Raw genomic sequence first — 17,281 nt, forward strand, 5'->3', positions numbered from 1 at the left:
TTTTTGGGGCCGGTCGGGAGGCGCCAGATTGGGGCTGGTGTGGGAATGGATGCAGGCGTTGATCTGCTGCGGATCGAGGATGTTGGCATCTCTTTTGCCATTGTCGGGGGACCGTTGCATGCCGTCAGGCGGGCAAATCTTCGCGTCCTGCCCGGCAAGGTCACCGCACTTGTCGGTGAGTCCGGTTCCGGAAAATCGGTTCTCAGCCAGGCCGTGATGGGCATCTTGCCGAACACGGCCCATGTTCGCGGCCGTATCCTGTTTTCCGATCCCAAAAAGCCCGGCACGACGCAGGATATCCTGCAGATGCCGCGCGACGGACCCGAAATCCGGGCGTTGAGAGGCAGCCGCATCGGCAAGATCTTTCAGGAGCCGATGACATCGCTGTCGCCGCTGCACACGATCGGCAACCAGGTCAGCGAATCCCTGCAGATTCATACGCACATGGATCGGACGGAGCGCAAGGCACGGACCGAGGAAATGCTCGGCCTCGTCGGGTTCCCCAATCCCAAGCGCGCCTACGACATGTATCCGTTCGAACTTTCGGGAGGATTGCGGCAACGCGCCATGATCGCCATGGCGCTTATCTGCCGGCCCGCTCTGTTGATCGCCGATGAGCCGACGACGGCGTTGGACGTCACCATCCAGGCGCAAATCCTGCAATTGCTGCGCGGGCTTCAGACCAAGCTCAACATGGCAATGCTGCTGATCACGCACGACCTCGGGGTGGTTGCCAATGTCGCCGACGAGGTGGTGGTCATGTACCATGGCGAGATCATGGAAGCGGGCCCTGTGGAGGCAATATTCCGCCGGCCAGGCCACCCTTACCTGAAGGGCCTCATGGCAGCCGTCCCGCATTTCGACCTGAAGCCTGGCGAAAGGCTGAAGGCGCTCCGCGAGGTGCCGGTGAATGTCGGGACCCTGCTGGGCAAGCAGACGGCGCCGGAAGCGAAGGGGCCGGACGACATTCTGCTGTCGGTCAGGGATCTGAAAAAGGTCTACACCATCCGCAACTCCGGATGGTTCAGCGGGAGCCATCAGACCTCTGTTCGCGCCGTGGACGGCGTCAGCTTCGACATCAGGCGAGGTGAGTGCCTGGGCCTGGTTGGCGAAAGCGGCTGCGGCAAAACTACCGTCAGCAAGATCCTGATGCGGGCCGTCACCCCTACCGGCGGCTCCGTGATCTTCAACGGCCGCGACGGACCGATCGACGTCCTGGAAGCCGAGGGAGACGCCCTGCGCTTGCTGCGGGCGAAACTCCAGATGGTTTTCCAGGATCCGGTCTCGTCGCTTTCGCCTCGCATGACCGTGGAAAACATCTTGAGCGAGCCGCTGGAAATCCATCAACGTGGCAATGCCGCGTCCCGGCTAGCCACGGTCAAGAGCCTGATGCAGGCAATCGGGCTCGATCCGCGCTTCATCCAGCGTTATCCCCACAGCTTCTCCGGCGGGCAGCGTCAGCGTATCGGCATCGCGCGCGCGTTGGCGCTGGGGCCTGAACTGCTGATCTGCGACGAGCCGGTTTCGGCGCTCGATGTCTCCGTGCAGGCGCAGATCCTGAACCTTCTGAAGGACCTGCAGAAGGAACTGGGCCTGACCTACCTGTTCATATCCCACAATCTGGCGGTGGTGGACTACATGGCGGACCGCATCGCGGTGATGTGCGGCGGGCGTATCGTCGAGCTTGCACCGCGCGAAATTCTGCTCAGGAAACCGATCCACCCCTACACGCGCTCACTGCTCGCCGCAGTCCCCTTCCCTGATCTCGACCGGCCGATGGATTTCAAGATGCTGAAGCTCGGCGGCGCTTCCGACACCAGCGCATGGGGACCGCAATTCCACGACGAGGGTGAGGAGGATACGCTGTCGCCGATCGATCTTGGCGGCGGCCACCTCGTGCTGGCCCGACGTTCGGCCGATATCAGCGAGCTACGCCATTGATCAGTCGTCGCACCGTCCTTGGACTGATGGCTTCGGCACTTCTTCCGGGCACGGCGCGTGCCGGAGATCTGGAGCCGGATTTTCTTCAGCCGCAGCTGACGGCCAAGGCGTTGCCGGCACTCGCTGAGCGCTTGCCCAAGAGCCCGCGCGCGTTGAACCTCGCTGCGATGGGCCGGCAGCCCGGCCAGTATGGCGGCACGCTGCGTACGATCATCGGCAGCCAGAAAGACATCCGGATGATGACGATCTACGGGTATTCCCGGCTGGTCGGTTATGACGAAAAACTTAACTTGCATGCCGACATTCTCGAAAGTTTCGACGTAGCGGATGATCGCATCTTCACTTTCAAGATACGGGAAGGCCATAAATGGTCCGACGGCAGCCTGCTGACGCCGGAGGATTTTCGCTATTGCTGGGAAGATGTCTGGCTGAACGATGAGCTTTCGCAAGGGGGGCTCGCCCCGACCCTGCTGGCGGACGGCCAGCCGCCGCGCTTCGAGATCGTCGATCCGCTGACGGTGCGCTACAGTTGGGACGCGCCCAATCCCGACTTCCTGCCCAAGCTCGCTGCTGCCGCGCCGATATCGCTCGTTCTGCCGGCCGCCTATCTCAAGCAGTTCCACAAGAAATACCAGGATCCATTCCGGCTCGCCGGCCTGATGAAGGAGAACCGGGCCAAGAAATGGACGCTCCTGCATATCCGCATGTCGCGGCAGTATCGCCCAGAGAACCCGGAATTGCCGACGCTCGATCCCTGGCGGAACCGGACCAAGCCGCCAGCCGAGCAGTTTATCTTCGAGCGCAACCCGTTCTTTCATCGAATAGACGAGAATGGCCGGCAACTGCCCTATGTCGACCAGATCATCATGAATGTCAGCTCGTCGGCGATCATCTCGGCCAAGACCGGTGCGGGGGAGAGCGACCTGCAATGCATGGGAATTGACTTCAGCGATTACTCCTTCCTGAAGGATGCGGAGAAGCGCTACCCGGTGAAGATGCATCTATGGAAACGCACTCAGGGCTCGCGGCTGGCGCTGCTGCCCAATCTGAATTGTGCCGACCCGGTGTGGCGTGCCCTTTTGAGAGACGTGCGCGTGCGCCGCGCACTTTCGCTTGCTGTAGACAGGCGTGAGATCAACATGGCCGTGTTCTATGGATTGGCGCAGGAAAGTGCCGATACGGTGTTGCCGGAGAGCCCGCTCTACCGGCCGGAATACGCGAAAGCCTGGATCGCCCATGATCCCGACAAGGCCAATGCCCTGCTAGACGAGGTCGGGCTTCAGGCCCGTGACGATGACGGCGTGCGGATGCTTCCGGATGGACGCTCTGCGCAGATCATCGTGGAAACGGCCGGCGAAAGCACGCTGGAAACCGACGCGCTCGAACTTATCACCGATCACTGGCGCAAGATCGGCATCGCTTTGTTCATCCGGACTTCGCAGCGCGACATCTTCCGCAGCCGCGCGCTTGGCGGCCAGATCATGATGTCGATGTGGTCGGGCATCGACAATGGCGTGCCGACCGCCGACATGAATCCGTACCAACTGGCCCCCACCATCGACGACCAATTGCAGTGGCCGCTCTGGGGTGCTCACTATCTGTCCCATGGCAAGATGGGTGAGGCGCCCGATCTTCCTGAAGTGGTCGAGTTGATGGCTTTGCTCAAGCGATGGAACGGATCGACCGAAGCCAGCGAGCGCGCCGAAATCTGGAACTCCATGCTGTCGATCTACACCGATCAGGTGTTTTCAATAGGCACGGTGAACGCAACGCATCAGCCGATTCTGGTATCCTCGCGGCTGCGCAACCTGCCTGACAAGGCACTTTTCGGCTATGACCCGACCTCCTATTTCGGTGTCTACATGCCGGACACATTCTGGCTTGGAGGCTCCTGAGCGTGCTTCGATATCTTGTCTGGCGCATCGCCGTGATGGTTCCAACGCTGCTGGTCATATCGGCGCTGGTGTTCACCATCATCGAACTTCCACCGGGCGATTATTTCGACAGCTATGTCGCTGAGCTTCGGGCCCAGGGCGAAGCGGTGGATTCCGACCGCATCCAGATGATGCGCAAGGAATATGGTTTCGACCAGCCGCCGGTCATTCGCTACTTCTACTGGGTGGGCGGGATGCTGCACGGCGATTTCGGCTATTCCTTCGAATATGAGCTGCCGGTTCGCGACGTCGTCGGCGACCGAATGTGGCTGACCGTGCTGGTTTCCTTCGTCACGATCATCTTCACCTGGCTCATCGCCTTTCCGATCGGCATGTACTCCGCCACGCATCAATACAGCTGGGGCGACTACGGCCTGACTTTCTTCGGCCTTCTCGGCCTTGCCATTCCGAATTTCATGCTGGCGCTGATCCTGATGTATTTCGCCAACATCTGGTTCGGCACGTCCATCGGCCACCTCATGGACCAGCAATATCTCGGCGAGCCGATGAGCTGGGCCAAGGCGAAGTCGATCCTCGCCCATCTCTGGATCCCGGTCCTGATCATCGGCACCGGCGGCACGGCGAGCATGATCCGGCGGCTGCGCGCCAATCTGCTCGACGAACTGCACAAGCAATATGTCGTTACGGCGCGCGCCAAGGGCCTGCATCCGTTCAAGGCGCTGGTCAAATATCCGCTGCGCATGGCGCTCAACTTCTTCATTTCCGACATCGGCTCGATCCTGCCGGCCATCATCTCCGGCGCTGAGATCACGGCTATCGTTCTGTCTTTGGAAACGACCGGGCCGATGCTGATCAAGGCGCTGCAAAGCCAGGATATGTATCTGGCAGGGTCATTCCTGATGTTCCTCGCCTTCCTGACGGTTATCGGCGTGCTGATTTCCGACCTGGCGCTGGCGCTGCTTGATCCACGAATTCGTTTGCAGGGTGGCAGCACCAAATGAAGCAGGACTCGCCGCTGCCCGCTCCGGGTGCTCCACTGCAACACTACATTTCCGGCGCGTCCTTCGACCTGCAGTCGGTCGAGGCGATGACGCCGGAGCAATCGAAGGTCTTTCAGGCATCGCAGTTGCGGCTGATGTGGTGGAAATTCCGCAAACACCGGCTTGCGCTTATATCCGGCATATTCCTGGCAGTGCTGTATTCCGGGATACTGATCTGCGAGTTCCTGGCGCCCTACAATCTGCACTCGCGCAACATGGACTACATCTATGCGCCGCCGCAGCACGTGCACCTGTTCCACAATGGCGAGTTCGTCGGGCCGTTCGTCTATGGCCGCCAGATGACGCTGGATATGGACACGCTCAAGCGGAACTACATCGAGAAGCACGACGATGTTCAGCGGCTCCGTTTCTTCTGCAAGGGCGACACTTATCGGTTCTGGGGCCTGATCGAAGGTGACAGGCATTTTGTCTGTCCTGCCGAAAACGGGCAGCTGTTTCTGGCCGGCACCGACAGGCTGGGGCGCGACGTGCTCTCGCGCATGATCTATGGCGCACGCATTTCACTGACTATCGGCCTCGTCGGCATCAGTTTCAGCTTCCTGCTCGGCATCGTCATCGGCGGGCTGGCCGGCTATCACGGCGGTATCTTCGACCTGATCGTCCAACGGATAATCGAAGTCCTGCAATCGATTCCCAGCATTCCGCTATGGCTGGCCCTGGCGGCGATCATGCCGATAACCTGGAGTCCGATCCTGATCTATTTCGGCATCACCGTCATCCTCGGGCTGCTCGACTGGACCGGACTGGCGCGGGCCGTGCGTTCAAAGCTTCTGGCCTTGCGCGAGGAGGATTACGTTCTGGCGGCGCAGTTGATGGGCGCTGGAAGCAGCCGCATCATCAGGCGGCATCTCATTCCCGGCTTCATGTCGCATCTGATCGCGACGGCGACGCTCTCCATCCCTGGCATGATCCTGGGCGAAACGGCGCTGAGCTTCCTCGGGCTCGGCCTGAGGGCGCCGATAACCAGCTGGGGCATCCTGCTCACCGAGGCGCGCAGCGTCAGCGTGATCGCGTTCTATCCATGGCTGCTTTTGCCGATGCTGCCCGTCATCCTCGTCATCATGGCGTTCAACTTCCTCGGCGACGGCTTGCGGGACGCCGCAGACCCCTACAAGTGATATCGCTGTTCCACCGCGCGGCCTGCCGAACACTCCACCCGGTATGACGCTTGTCGGCGGCCGGTTGCGTTATTGCAGGGTTCGTCGTTCGCCATTATATGCAGCAAGCCTCGAGCGGGGCTGCTGGTTCAGGACACACAATCGCATATGAGTCGCCTCGATAATTTCATCAGCAGGATGACCGCGCAGCGCGACATTCTCAATCGAATCTGCCCCGAGGTGGCTAAGATGGAGGGGCTTGTGCTTGAGCTCGGCCTCGGCAATGGCCGGACATTCCACCATCTGCGCGAGCTTCTGCCCGGGCGCCGGATCGTGGTGTTCGACCGCGAAGTTGGCGCGCACACTAGCTCAATTCCCGAAGCTGAAAACCTCGTGCTCGGCGAAATACGCGAGACGGGCCGCAAGTTCATTGGCATCGAAGCCGCCCTTGTTCATGCCGACATTGGCACCGGCTATGACCATCGCGATGCAGTGACCGCTACCTGGCTTCCCGATCTGATTGCGAGCCTGCTTCGCGTCGGCGGCTTCGCGGTCAGTGGCACGCCGCTCGATCACCCGCTGCTGCAACAGCTCCCGGCGCCCACTTCGGAGCCCGCCGACCGTTATTTCCTCTGCAAGCGCGTGTGAGCGGCAGAGAACTCTTCAGGGGATCGTATAAACCGCAATCTCCCGCTCGATGCCGCGCAGCGAGACCTCGTGCGGCACGGGCGTCAGCGCGTTCCTGTGCAACAGATCGGCGGTGAGATTGTCGTCGACCACCGCACGCGTGGCGAAGATCGCCTGTGCGTTGGCGAGGTTCTGGACCCGCGAAGCAATGTTGACCGTCTGGCCGAAATAATCCTGCCGCTCGTTCATGGACACGGCTATGCAGGGGCCGGCGTGAACACCGATCTTGAGCAGAAGGTCCTCGCGCCCGCTTTTGTCATTGAGGGCCCGCATGGCGTCGCGCATCCGCAGCGCCGCGGCAATCGCACGGTCAGGCGTCGCGAAGGTCGCCATCACCGCATCGCCGATCGTCTTCACAACCGCCCCTGCCTCCGCCGCGACGATCTCGTGCAGAACCTGGAAGTGCTCGCGTACGAGATCGAAGGCTGAAAGATCGCCCACCCGCTCGTAAAGCTCGGTCGATCCGCGCAGATCGGTGAACAGGAAGGTCAGGCTGGTGATCTTCAGGCGCTGGTTGATGTCGAGCGTATCCGTGCGATAGAGATCCCGGAACGTCTGGTTGGTGAGCAGGCGCTTGGCGGTCACGAAGGGCCGGCGCTTGCCCAGGAAATCATGCAATACCGGGCAGGCGATGAAGACCGTCGGCAGCACGCGCGTGTCGGTCCTGTTTTCCAGCGAAATGCGCAATGGGCCGGGCTGCATCTCCAGCGTCTGGCTCTGGACATGGTCGCGGTCGAAGGCCAGAGAGAGGTTTCGCCGCTCTTTTGCCGGTTCGCCCTTCGCGTCGATGAACTGGGCCGAATGCGTGACCGGCTCGAAGACGATGATGAATTGGGGCGGAAGCTGGATGTGCAGAACCGCCTTTTCACCGGGCGCAAGCTCGATATCTTCCAGCGAGAACGCTTCCATCTTTTCCGCCAGATCCTCGTCCGGCAGATCGGCCCCGGACGCCCAGTAGATCTGGCGGTAATATTCCACCAACGGCAGTTCGTGTGGATTGTGGGCGGCAATCCTGCGCACGCGGGGACTGACGGTGAATGTCACCTCGACCATCTCGTCGAGGGTCGGCGAATAGCCCTGGGAGCACAGCGCGCAGGTGTATTCGTCCTTCTGCATGGTTTTCAGCGTGGCGTTGGTGTCGAGCACGCCGCCACAGCCGGGGCACAGAACATTCCAGGAAATGTCGAAGATGCCCACCCGCGCCGCATGGAGAAAGGCGCTTATGGTGCGTTCCTCGTCGAGGCCATGCTTGCTGGCGAAGGCCAGCGCATTGATGCGGCAAAGTTCGCGGTCCTTGCCCTCGGCGATGGTTTGCCGGATTGCGTCGATTGCCTGCGGATCGACATCGGTCGATTGCCGCAGAAGCGAGAACAGATCCTGAGCTTCGGTCATCGTGCAGGCTCCGGAAATTGCGCCGCTAGAGCATGATGCCGAAAAGTGTGAAGCGGTTTTCGGACGACATCATGCTCTTCCTGATTCAGAGGCGGATTCAGATTTCAGGTCGGACAGACCTGAAATCATCCGGCTCTAGGCGTGTTGGCCGGACCGATCTTCGACCCGAACGCTCCATCATACTGCTAAACGGACCGGACGGCCATTCGAATGGACAAGCCTGGTGACAGGTCAATTTCCATTTGTTGAATTCCAAACTATGATAGCCCATGGGGCATTCATCTCTGGGGTTTTCTCCATGCCGACACGCGACAACCCGCCATTTCCGGCGGCCCTGCGCCTTTTCTCGGCGGGGGTCATCATCGTCCTGATCGTCGGGGCCGGCCTGTTTTTCGCGCCTGCGCTGGTCAAGCCGCGCTGGCCCTGGGCCGTCACGCCGTTCAATGCCCGCTTCCTCGGCGGCTTCTACACCGCCGAAATGGCAGTGATGGCGGCGCTGCTGGTCTGGAATCGCTGGTCGCCCGGCAGGCTCGTGCTGGTCATGGCCTTCATCTTCACCGTCATCGTGTCGGCGGCTTCGTTCATCAATCTCGGTTATTTCAACTTCGAGCGCAAAGCCCCCTGGCTCTGGTTTCTGGTCTATCTTGCGTCAGCCGCGGTATCCGGGCTGTTCCTGTGGCGGGCAAGGGCCCGCCCTTCTGCAAAAGGCGTGATCTTGAACCCCGCATGGCGCGCCTACCTACCGGTGGAAATGACGATTCTCGGGGCCTACGGCGTCGGCCTGTTGCTGTTTCCCCTGACATTCGGTGGCTTCTGGCCATGGCCGATCGATGCCTTCCACGCCCAGGTCTACAGCGCCATCTTCCTCGCGGGTGCAGGCGGCACCTATCTCGTCTGGAGAAGTGCGCCGCGTGAGGAATTGCTGGTGCTCGGCCTGGCGCAGTTTCTGGTTGGCCTGCTTGCCGTCCTTGGCCTCGTCATCACCGACGCCGCCGTGCACCGGATCGACTGGACGGCGGCCGGGACATTGTGCTGGCTCGCCCTTTTCGGCTGGATCGGCGTCAGCGGTATCCTCAAACTCTACGCCGCCCCCCGGCATTTTGCCGCGCAATCGGCATAGGTCGCAGAGACGGCTGGATTTTCAGGTGACGTCCGGTGCATCGTGCCGGGCATATTGCCTCTGTCATTTGTTCTGACGCAATTCCGGACGGAAAACCGCTCACACTTTTCCTGGAATTGCTGTAGCCGGAAAAGCCATGACCAGCACGCCACCCCTAGAGAAAATCCAGCCGCAGCTCCGGGCCGTCCGGCCAAGCGATGCCGAGGCGCTTTGCGCTATCTTCAATATGCCGGGCTTCCGCTGGGGCACGCTCAGGATGCCGTTCGAGATGGTGGAGCAGGTGGAGCGGCGCATCGCCAAGTCCGGCCCGGAAACCACCTGGATCGTTGCCGAGTTGGACGGCAAGGTTGTCGGCCACGGCAGCCTGGTCGCGCAGGGTTCGCCGCGCCGCTCGCATATCGGCGAGATCAATATCGGCCTCGACGATGGCTTTGTCGGCAGAGGCATCGGCTCTGCCATCCTTGGCGCGCTGCTCGACGTGGCCGACAATTGGCGCGCCCTGAAGCGGGTCGAATTGAGCGTCTATGCCGACAACGAACCGGCCATCCGTCTCTACACAAGCCACGGCTTCGAGGTCGAAGGCCGGCATGTGAAGGCCGGTTTTACCGACGGGCAGTACCACGACCTCCTGAGCATGGCCCGGCTGCGGTTCTGATGACCACCGTCCCTGCCCTTGCCCCTCCGGTGGACATTTTGGCCGTGCTGTCGCTGCTCTGCCCGGAGGTCGTGCGTGACATCGAGCAGAACTGGAATGCACCGGTTTCCGATTACGCCCGCCATCTGTGGCGGCCGGTGGCAAGGCCTGGATCGGCCCCGTCGATCGCTGCCCGCTCGATCCTGCGCGACGTCCTGCAGCAGCGCCTCGGTGCGATCATGCAGCCTGAAGCGATCGGCAAGGCCCTCGACGAATTCGACCACAGACCGGTTATCCAGTCCGGCCTGCACTGCCTGCTTCTGATGGATCGCATCACCTTCGATGCCCTGCTGCTTGCCTGGCTCGGCGCGGTCGAAAACGGGCTGTCGGCTTTTTTCGGCTTCATGGGAACGACCATGACCATGGAGACAACCGGCCGGGAGGGGCCGGGATGGCTCGATGTCGGCGACGACAAGGTCAATTTGTTTGGCATGGGGCGCCACAAACTGTGCCGCAAAAGCGCCTGCGCGGCCGGTCCCGTCACCCTCAACGGGCGCGCGCTCGAAACGGTGGGCAATGAGACGGATGCCAGAAGCTGGCTGGGCACGCTGCTTGCCAGCCAGGACAAGGTGTTTGCAACCGCCGCCGATGCGCTGACAGAACTCAACGAGCATCTGGTCGCCGATTGGGATCGTTCCGGCATGGCCCGGCCGGTTTTCATCGATGATAGGCTGGCCGCGACTGTCGTGGCGCGGCATCTGGAAGATGAAGGCAGTCTTCTTTCCAGGCTGCTCCTCGAGCCCGCAAGGCGCCGGCGTCTCGACCATGCCTTGCAAGAAGCCGCATCGGGCCCATTTGGCAGGTTCCTGCCCAATGCCACGGCCTATTTCTGGGGCATCCGCGAGCAGCGCGTGCGCAAGCTCGTCCTCGAGAACGGGCGGCTGATCGAGCCTGACAGGCCGCATGGTCTTTCCATCCCGTTCGAGCGGCCGCATCTCCAGCAGGCACTGCTGGACGGCATGCTTTTGCCGGACTTGTTCCTGATGTTCCTTGCCCTTGCCATATTGCCGCGCGTGCGGGTTGTGGGCGGCCTGAGACAGATTGGCTATGTCGCGCTTTTCCACTCGATCCTGCTGGCTGCGCTTGATGAAAACGCGCCAGAAGAGCGCGATCTGGCCGCCGAGCTGCAGGTTCGGGAAAATGCCTGGGGCATGCGGGTCATCGATGAACAGATCTCGGTCCGCGAGCAGCTTGCCGGACTGCCGGAAGGGGCGCTGTTCCCGGACCTGCTGCGGCAATACCGGTTGCGGACATTTGCCGAGACGACCGATGACCTGAAACCGGTTCGCGAAAACGCCCGATGGCGCAAGATCGGCCGGGCCTCAGGCCTCTGATCCGGCCGGGCTTTAGCCCGTCATTGCACCACGCCGGCCTTGCGGAGCCCCTCGACCATGAGTTCGAAATCGGCAGGGTTCTTGTAAGGCAAGACTTTGCGACGGTGTTCCAGCGAATAGGCGGGATTGACGCGAAGCAGGTCCTGCCATGCCGCATGGGCCTGCTCCAAACGGCCCAGATGGCCGTAGCATGCCGCCAGAAGCGCACGCGAGACGTCGGTGACAGCGTTGCGAGCCAGCCGTTGCAGCAAGAGGTCGACGGCCTCTTCGTACCTTCCCAGTTGAAACGATGCCAAAGCCTGGAAGTGCAGAAGCACATCCGGAAAGTATGGATTCAAGGTCTTTCCCCGGGCGAAACTCTCTAGCGCCTCCGCGGGCCTACCCGAATAATACAGCGCCTCGCCGCGGGCGACGTGCGCTTCGGCGAAGTTCGGATTGAGGGCTATCGCGCGCTCGACCTCGCCGATGGCTTCATCGTGCCGTCGTGTGTAAAGCTTGGCCGATGCCAGCGCCCAGTGCGCCCAGGGATCGCTGTCATCCAGCGTTACCGCTCGCGTTGCTGCCTCTTCCGCTTGCGCCATCGAGTCCAACGCACCCCACCTGTTGAGGTAATCGAGCCCGTGCGTGAGGGCTAGGAAAGCGTGGGCAGAGGCAAATTTCGGGTCCAGTTCGATGGCCCGCTGCAAGAGCTCGCGGGCCGCGACGTTCGTGTCCTTCGTCAGCCGGTGCCATAGCTCCCGGCCCCGCAGGAAACAGTCATACGCCTCCGGGTTGCGCTGGTGTTCGGGCGCCAGCCGCAGACGGTCATCCTCGGTCAGATTGAGCGCCAGTGCACCGACGATGTGCTGCGTCACGTCATCCTGCACGGCGAAAATGTCGGTCAGATCGCGATCGAACCGCTCCGCCCAAAGATGGCCGCCTGAGATTGCATCGATGAGCTGCGCGGTGATGCGTACCTTGTTCCCCGACTTGCGTACGCTGCCTTCAAGGACATAGCGCACGCCGAGCTTCGTGCCGACATCCTGCACATGGACGTTCTGGCCCTTGAAGATGAAGGACGAATTGCGAGCGATGACGAAGAGCTGTGACAGTTTGGACAGCGCCGTGATGATGTCTTCGGAGATGCCGTCGGCGAAGTAGTCCTGTTCGGCATCACCGCTCATGTTGGCGAACGGCAGCACGGCGATCGACAGTTTCGGCGGCGCTGCCGCAGCCGGAGGGCTCGTCGGGGTTTGCGAGGTCACGGCCACCTTGGCCCCGGCGCCGACCTGCAGCGAATACACCCGGATCGGCTCGGCGATGTTCTTGAGCTGTGTGCTGCCGAGATCGCTGACCGAGAGGTCAAGCCTGGCCTTGACCTGGCGATAGGCATCCTCGGACAGGCAGATGGCGCCGGGCGCCGCAACGCCCTCCAGACGCGAGGCGATGTTGACGCCGTCACCCATCAGGTCGCCATCGCTCTCTTCGACCACGTCGCCCAGATGGATGCCGATCCTGAACTCGATGCGGCGCTCCTGCGGTACGCCGGCATTGCGCTCAACCATACCGTTTTGAATCTCAACGGCGCAGCGCACGGCATCCACCACACTGCGAAACTCAACCAGCGCCCCATCTCCGGTACGCTTGATAACCCGCCCGTGGTGCACTGCAATGATCGGATCGATCAGGTCGCTGCGCAGTGCTCGCAACCGCGCCAAGGTACGATCTTCGTCCGCGCTCGCGAGCCGGCTGTATCCGACCACATCTGCAGCCAGGATTGCGGCCAGCTTACGGTTCTCGCTCATGGGTCGCCTCCTCATCTCCATCATAGCAGGAAGACGGCGGGACGAGGGAATTTTCGCAAATCACGGCCACGCGGCCGCCCGTATCGGCAGTGCTCCACCGCCAACCCAGACCGATGCCCATTTGTGCTGCCGCTTGCCGGTTGACGACTATCGGTTCATCCTTGTGAATACCCCGGCCGTGACGAGCGTGGCGAGATCACGCGTCATGGCCCAAGGTCAAAGAGATAGAGCATGATGTCGTCCGAAAACCGCTTCACACTCTTCGGCATCATGCTCTGGTGAGGTGTCCATGAACTGCTCTGGCTGCGGTTTCGAGATCGAGGGCGGTTACGCCTTCTGTCCGAAGTGTGGCCGCCGCCAGCCCGTGCCATGCGCCAGTTGCGGCTACGCCTGCGCACCTGATTTCGAGTTCTGTCCTAAATGTGGGGCAAGCGTGGGTGCGTCCGCAAAAGCTGCCGAACGGCCTGCTCCGACACCAAGCCGCACCATTGCGCAGCCCTCTCGAGCTCCGTCGCCGAACATCGAAAGCGAAGAGGGGCCGCATTCCGTCTCCGACGCCGATCGACGAACGGTAACGGTGCTGTTCGCCGATCTCTGCGGCTTCACGACACTCAGCGAGCAGCTCGACCCCGAGGTCATGCAGGCGCTGCAGAACGAACTGTTCAAGGAATTGACGGCGGCCGTGCAAGGCTTTGGTGGTTTCGTCGACAAATTCATCGGCGACGCTCTGCTCGCCTTGTTCGGTGCGCCGGTCGCGCATGAGGACGATCCGGAACGTGCGCTTCGAGCCGCTCTCGACATGATCGCCCGGACGGCGCGGCTCGGTGAAAGCACCCGCCACTCCGGCTCGCCGCTGCTGCTCCACATAGGCATAAACACGGGTCCGGTCGTTACTGGCGGATTGGGCATCGGCACCGCCAAATCCTATTCGGTGACCGGCGACACGGTGAATACGGCGCAACGCCTGCAATCGCTGGCTGCACCGGGTGAGGTGCTGGTGGGCGAACTCACGCACAGGCTGACCCGGCATGCCTTCTCGTACGAGTCGCTGGGCGATGTCGTCTTTCGCGGCAAGGCTGGCAGTGTGCTCGTCCACCGACTGGATGCACCGCTTGCGGCGCCGCGTGCAGCGCGCGGGCTCGAGGCGCTCGGCCTCAGTGCGCCCATAATAGGTCGTGATGCGGAGCTCAACAGAATGCTGGCGAGCCTTGACTTGGCGTGCGGCGGCTCGGCCCAGCTTGTCCGCCTCGTCGGCGAAGCCGGTATCGGGAAGTCGCGGTTGGTGAAGGAGTTCGTCGCCCGCGTCGGCGACGAGGATCGTTTTCGCAACGTCGCCGTGCGGCAGGCCACGTGCTCACCGCTGGGTGAACAATCATTTGGCGCCCTGGGTGCAGTGGTGCGCAGCGCTGCCGGGATGATGCAAAACGACAATGGGGACGAAATGTGGGGCAAGCTCGCAGCCTTGCTTGCCGATCTCGGCCTGCAGGGCGAGGAGGCGAAGCGGCTGATGCCTTTGCTCTACCATGTGCTTGGCCTCGGCGACCCCGATGCCACCTTGCAGCATGTCGAGCCCGAGCAGCTGCGGCGGCAAATTCTCTACGCGGTCCGCACAATCATGGAACGGCGGCTTGCGTTGTCGCCGCTGTTGATTGTCGTCGAAGACCTGCACTGGGCCGACTCCGTCTCGCTCGAGGCACTGCGTTTCGTGATGGACAGACTGGAACGCACGCGGCTGATGTTGCTGGTCACGCATCGTCCGGCGTCGGACAACGACCAACTCGACTCAAGTCGGGTCAGCCACACAGCGCTCAGGCTTTCGCCGCTCGACAGCGATGACGGACGCCGCCTGGTGGCGGCGCTTTTCGGCGAGAGCTGGGTAAACGCCGCAGGAGGGCTTCTCGACCAGATCCTCGAGCGCGCGGGCGGCAACCCGCTTTTCTTGGAGGAGATCGTTCGCGGCCTTATCGATCGCGGTGTATTGGTGCGCGAGGGCCAGCAATGGCGGACCGTGGCAGGCGAAGTCGCAACCGGCATCCCCGCCACGATCCAGGCAATGTTGCTTGCTCGCGTCGACCGGCTGCCGCAAGGGGTGCGCCGGTTGGCCCAGGAAGCCGCGGTAATCGGCCCGCGCTTCGATGCCACGCTTCTGAAAGCCGTGGCAGCCGACCCCGGCCGACTGGAAGCGGGCTGCGAACTGCTTTGCGATGCGGAAATCATCGAGGAAGTTGCCGGATCAGGCTCGGTCTCGTCGCAAAGCTACCGCTTTACACAAACATTGCTGCAGGACGTGATCTACCAGAATCTGCTCCTGCAACGCCGGACCGACATCCACGGCCGGGTAGGTGCCGCCCTGGAGCAACTGTGCGGCGACAAGCCGGAACGGTTCGAGGATCTGGCCGTGCTCGGTCACCATTTCGCTCAGAGCGCCGAGCGGGAGAGGGGCGCGCATTACCTGCAGGCGGCGGGAGATCGCGCTCGCATGATATACGCCAATGACGACGCCCTTCGTTTCTACGAGCGAGCACTGACTGCGTTGGGCGCGATCGGGCAAACACCGCTCAAACTGGCAATTGCAGAGCGCATTGCCGATTTGAGCGGCCCGGCAGGCCGCCGCGAGATTGCACACCGCCACTACGAGGCGGTGCTGCAGGCCTATCGCGAGTCAGCCGATCGTGTCGCGGCGGCGCGCGTTTTGCGCAAGATCGGTCGGCTGTTTTGGGACGTGGGCAAGCGGGACGACGCGGAATCGCGCTACGCTGAAGCGGCAGCGCTCCTCGATGGAGCGGATGCCCCGATCGAGCAGGCGCATCTCTGGCAAGAACGTGGCCGACAGGCGTTCCGCAGCGGAGATCACACTCTCGCGGCAAAATGGGCAGACGCGGCGCTGGATTGCGTACGCTCTCTGACAACGGAACATGTCTCCGATGATGCCACCCTCGTGACCGCCGAGGCACTTAATACCAAGGCTGTTGCGCTGGCTCGCCTTGGGCGAAACCATGAAGCCGTGCGTGAGGTTGAGCGCAGCATTGAATTGGCCGAAGCCGCCGGTCTGCTGGGCGCGGCCTGCCGCGGCTACACCAATCTCGGGGTGCTCTACACGACCATCGATCCGGCGAAGGCGATGGAGGTCTGTCGGCGCGGTCTTGAAGTGGCGCGCCGTATTGGCGATTTGGGTTTCCAGGCGCGCCTCCTCGCCAATCTGGCGGTAGCTTGTTGTACTTTCACGGATCGCTGTCCAACGGAGGGCGTGCCTGCTGCCGAGAAGGCCATCGAGATTGACCGGGCGCTCGACCAGCGCGAGCACCTGCCAGTGCCGTTGATCGTGCTTGGGCAGATCCACCAGTGCAACGGCCATCCGGAACTGGCGATCGGCTTGTTCCACGAAGCACTGGAGGTAGCCCGCGAAACGGGCGAGCCCCAACTGCTGTTTCCGTGCTATGATGGACTCGCAACGCTTAATCTCGACCTCGACAATCTGGCCGAGGCCGAACGCTACTTTTCCCTGGCGCAGGGTATATGCGCCCAGCACGGGCTCGACCCGGAAGCGCTTGTGGTGCTGCCTTTTCTCGACTAGCCGGGATAGGGGGTTGGACATGTCCGCGCCTAGTGGATTGATACCGCTTCAACCGGGCGACCGGGCGCCGAACCTGATACTCGACGCCATTACCCAGGAAGGCAAGATTGCGCTTGACGACTTTCGCGGGCAAAAACCGGTGCTGGTCGGCCTGTTTCGAGGTCTGCATTGTGCGTTTTGCCGGCGCCACATCGCCGCTCAGGCGCGTCTCGATCCGGAGCTGCGCGAAAAGGGCGTGGAGAGCCTGACGGTGGTCAACACGCCGATCGAACGGGCGCGGCTCTATTTCCGCTACCATCCAATGCCGAACCTGCTTGCGGCGTCGGACCCGGAACGCGCTTCACATCGTGCTTTTGGACTGCCCAATCTCGAATTCACCGAGAACGAGACGAACTGGCCGTACAAGGTCGCGATGGCAGCGGCACAGGACATGCGGGTCGACATACCTGGCGAATTGCCCGGTCCCATGGATCCGATGACAGCCGCCGCAATCCTCGACAAGAAGGACCACTACGAACTGACCGAAGCCGACGAGCAGATGATGGCCACGGGACACGGACAACTGGTTGGTCAGTTCCTGCTGGACCGGCAGGGGATCGTCCGCTGGAGCTTCACGGAGGTCCCGGAGGGTGGGCGATACATGTTTGGCGCCCCAAACCCGAAGGAGCTGATGTCAGCCGTGTCGCAAGTCGCCCAATAATG

General features: G+C 62.1%; 12 protein-coding genes. 10 read left to right on the forward strand and 2 right to left on the reverse strand.

Translation table 11 applies throughout. The features are described 5' to 3' along the window. Positions 1–45 precede the first annotated feature (45 nt). The 5 genes from ACYG9Y_RS25655 (at position 46) to ACYG9Y_RS25675 (ending at position 6,642) form a co-directional block, all read left to right on the forward strand. Positions 46–1,941: an ABC transporter ATP-binding protein gene (locus tag ACYG9Y_RS25655; protein ID WP_023740138.1), complete on the forward strand. Its 1,896-nt coding sequence runs from the start codon at positions 46–48 to the stop codon at positions 1,939–1,941. Further along, the gene (locus ACYG9Y_RS25660) at positions 1,938–3,836 is read left to right on the forward strand and encodes an ABC transporter substrate-binding protein (protein ID WP_023740137.1); all 1,899 of its coding nucleotides are present in this window, start codon (positions 1,938–1,940) and stop codon (positions 3,834–3,836) included. Before ACYG9Y_RS25655 ends, ACYG9Y_RS25660 begins: the two co-directional genes overlap by 4 nt. 2 nt (positions 3,837–3,838) lie before the next feature. Beyond that, positions 3,839–4,837, forward strand: coding sequence for an ABC transporter permease (locus ACYG9Y_RS25665; RefSeq protein WP_023672136.1), 999 nt, complete (start codon positions 3,839–3,841; stop codon positions 4,835–4,837). Continuing rightward, positions 4,834–6,015: an ABC transporter permease gene (locus ACYG9Y_RS25670; protein ID WP_031253615.1), complete on the forward strand. Its 1,182-nt coding sequence runs from the start codon at positions 4,834–4,836 to the stop codon at positions 6,013–6,015. The genes ACYG9Y_RS25665 and ACYG9Y_RS25670 overlap by 4 nt, the downstream gene beginning before the upstream one ends. Before the next feature lie 147 nt (positions 6,016–6,162). After that, positions 6,163–6,642 (forward strand): class I SAM-dependent methyltransferase, encoded by a 480-nt coding sequence (locus ACYG9Y_RS25675; RefSeq protein WP_023740136.1) that lies wholly within the window; start codon positions 6,163–6,165, stop codon positions 6,640–6,642. Between the two features lie 15 nt (positions 6,643–6,657). Here ACYG9Y_RS25675 and ACYG9Y_RS25680 read toward each other — a convergent pair whose 3' ends face one another. After that, positions 6,658–8,073 (reverse strand): adenylate/guanylate cyclase domain-containing protein, encoded by a 1,416-nt coding sequence (locus ACYG9Y_RS25680; RefSeq protein WP_023685078.1) that lies wholly within the window; start codon positions 8,071–8,073, stop codon positions 6,658–6,660. A gap of 298 nt (positions 8,074–8,371) precedes the next feature. Here ACYG9Y_RS25680 and ACYG9Y_RS25685 point away from each other — a divergent pair, with 298 nt between their 5' ends. The 3 genes from ACYG9Y_RS25685 to ACYG9Y_RS25695 all read left to right on the forward strand — a co-directional run bounded on the left by ACYG9Y_RS25685 (position 8,372) and on the right by ACYG9Y_RS25695 (position 11,221). Next, positions 8,372–9,193, forward strand: a complete 822-nt coding sequence (locus ACYG9Y_RS25685) for a hypothetical protein (protein WP_023706798.1) — start codon at positions 8,372–8,374, stop codon at positions 9,191–9,193. A gap of 136 nt (positions 9,194–9,329) precedes the next feature. Further along, entirely contained in the window at positions 9,330–9,848 is a 519-nt protein-coding gene (locus ACYG9Y_RS25690) for a GNAT family N-acetyltransferase (protein ID WP_023698122.1), read from the forward strand. Next, positions 9,848–11,221, forward strand: coding sequence for a hypothetical protein (locus tag ACYG9Y_RS25695; RefSeq protein ID WP_031196757.1), 1,374 nt, complete (start codon positions 9,848–9,850; stop codon positions 11,219–11,221). Before ACYG9Y_RS25690 ends, ACYG9Y_RS25695 begins: the two co-directional genes overlap by 1 nt. A 20-nt stretch (positions 11,222–11,241) precedes the next feature. On the opposite strand, the gene ACYG9Y_RS25700 is transcribed toward ACYG9Y_RS25695, so the two are convergent. After that, complete coding sequence (locus ACYG9Y_RS25700) at positions 11,242–13,005, reverse strand: adenylate/guanylate cyclase domain-containing protein (protein WP_023740135.1); 1,764 nt, start codon at positions 13,003–13,005, stop codon at positions 11,242–11,244. 289 nt (positions 13,006–13,294) lie between these two features. On the opposite strand from ACYG9Y_RS25700, the gene ACYG9Y_RS25705 reads away from it, so the two are divergent. Continuing rightward, entirely contained in the window at positions 13,295–16,579 is a 3,285-nt protein-coding gene (locus tag ACYG9Y_RS25705; protein WP_023740134.1) for an adenylate/guanylate cyclase domain-containing protein, read from the forward strand. A 19-nt stretch (positions 16,580–16,598) separates the two neighbouring features. Further along, positions 16,599–17,279 (forward strand): redoxin domain-containing protein, encoded by a 681-nt coding sequence (locus ACYG9Y_RS25710; protein WP_023672127.1) that lies wholly within the window; start codon positions 16,599–16,601, stop codon positions 17,277–17,279. Positions 17,280–17,281 lie beyond the last annotated feature (2 nt).

It is taken from the genome of Mesorhizobium sp. W050 (genome assembly GCF_054719535.1).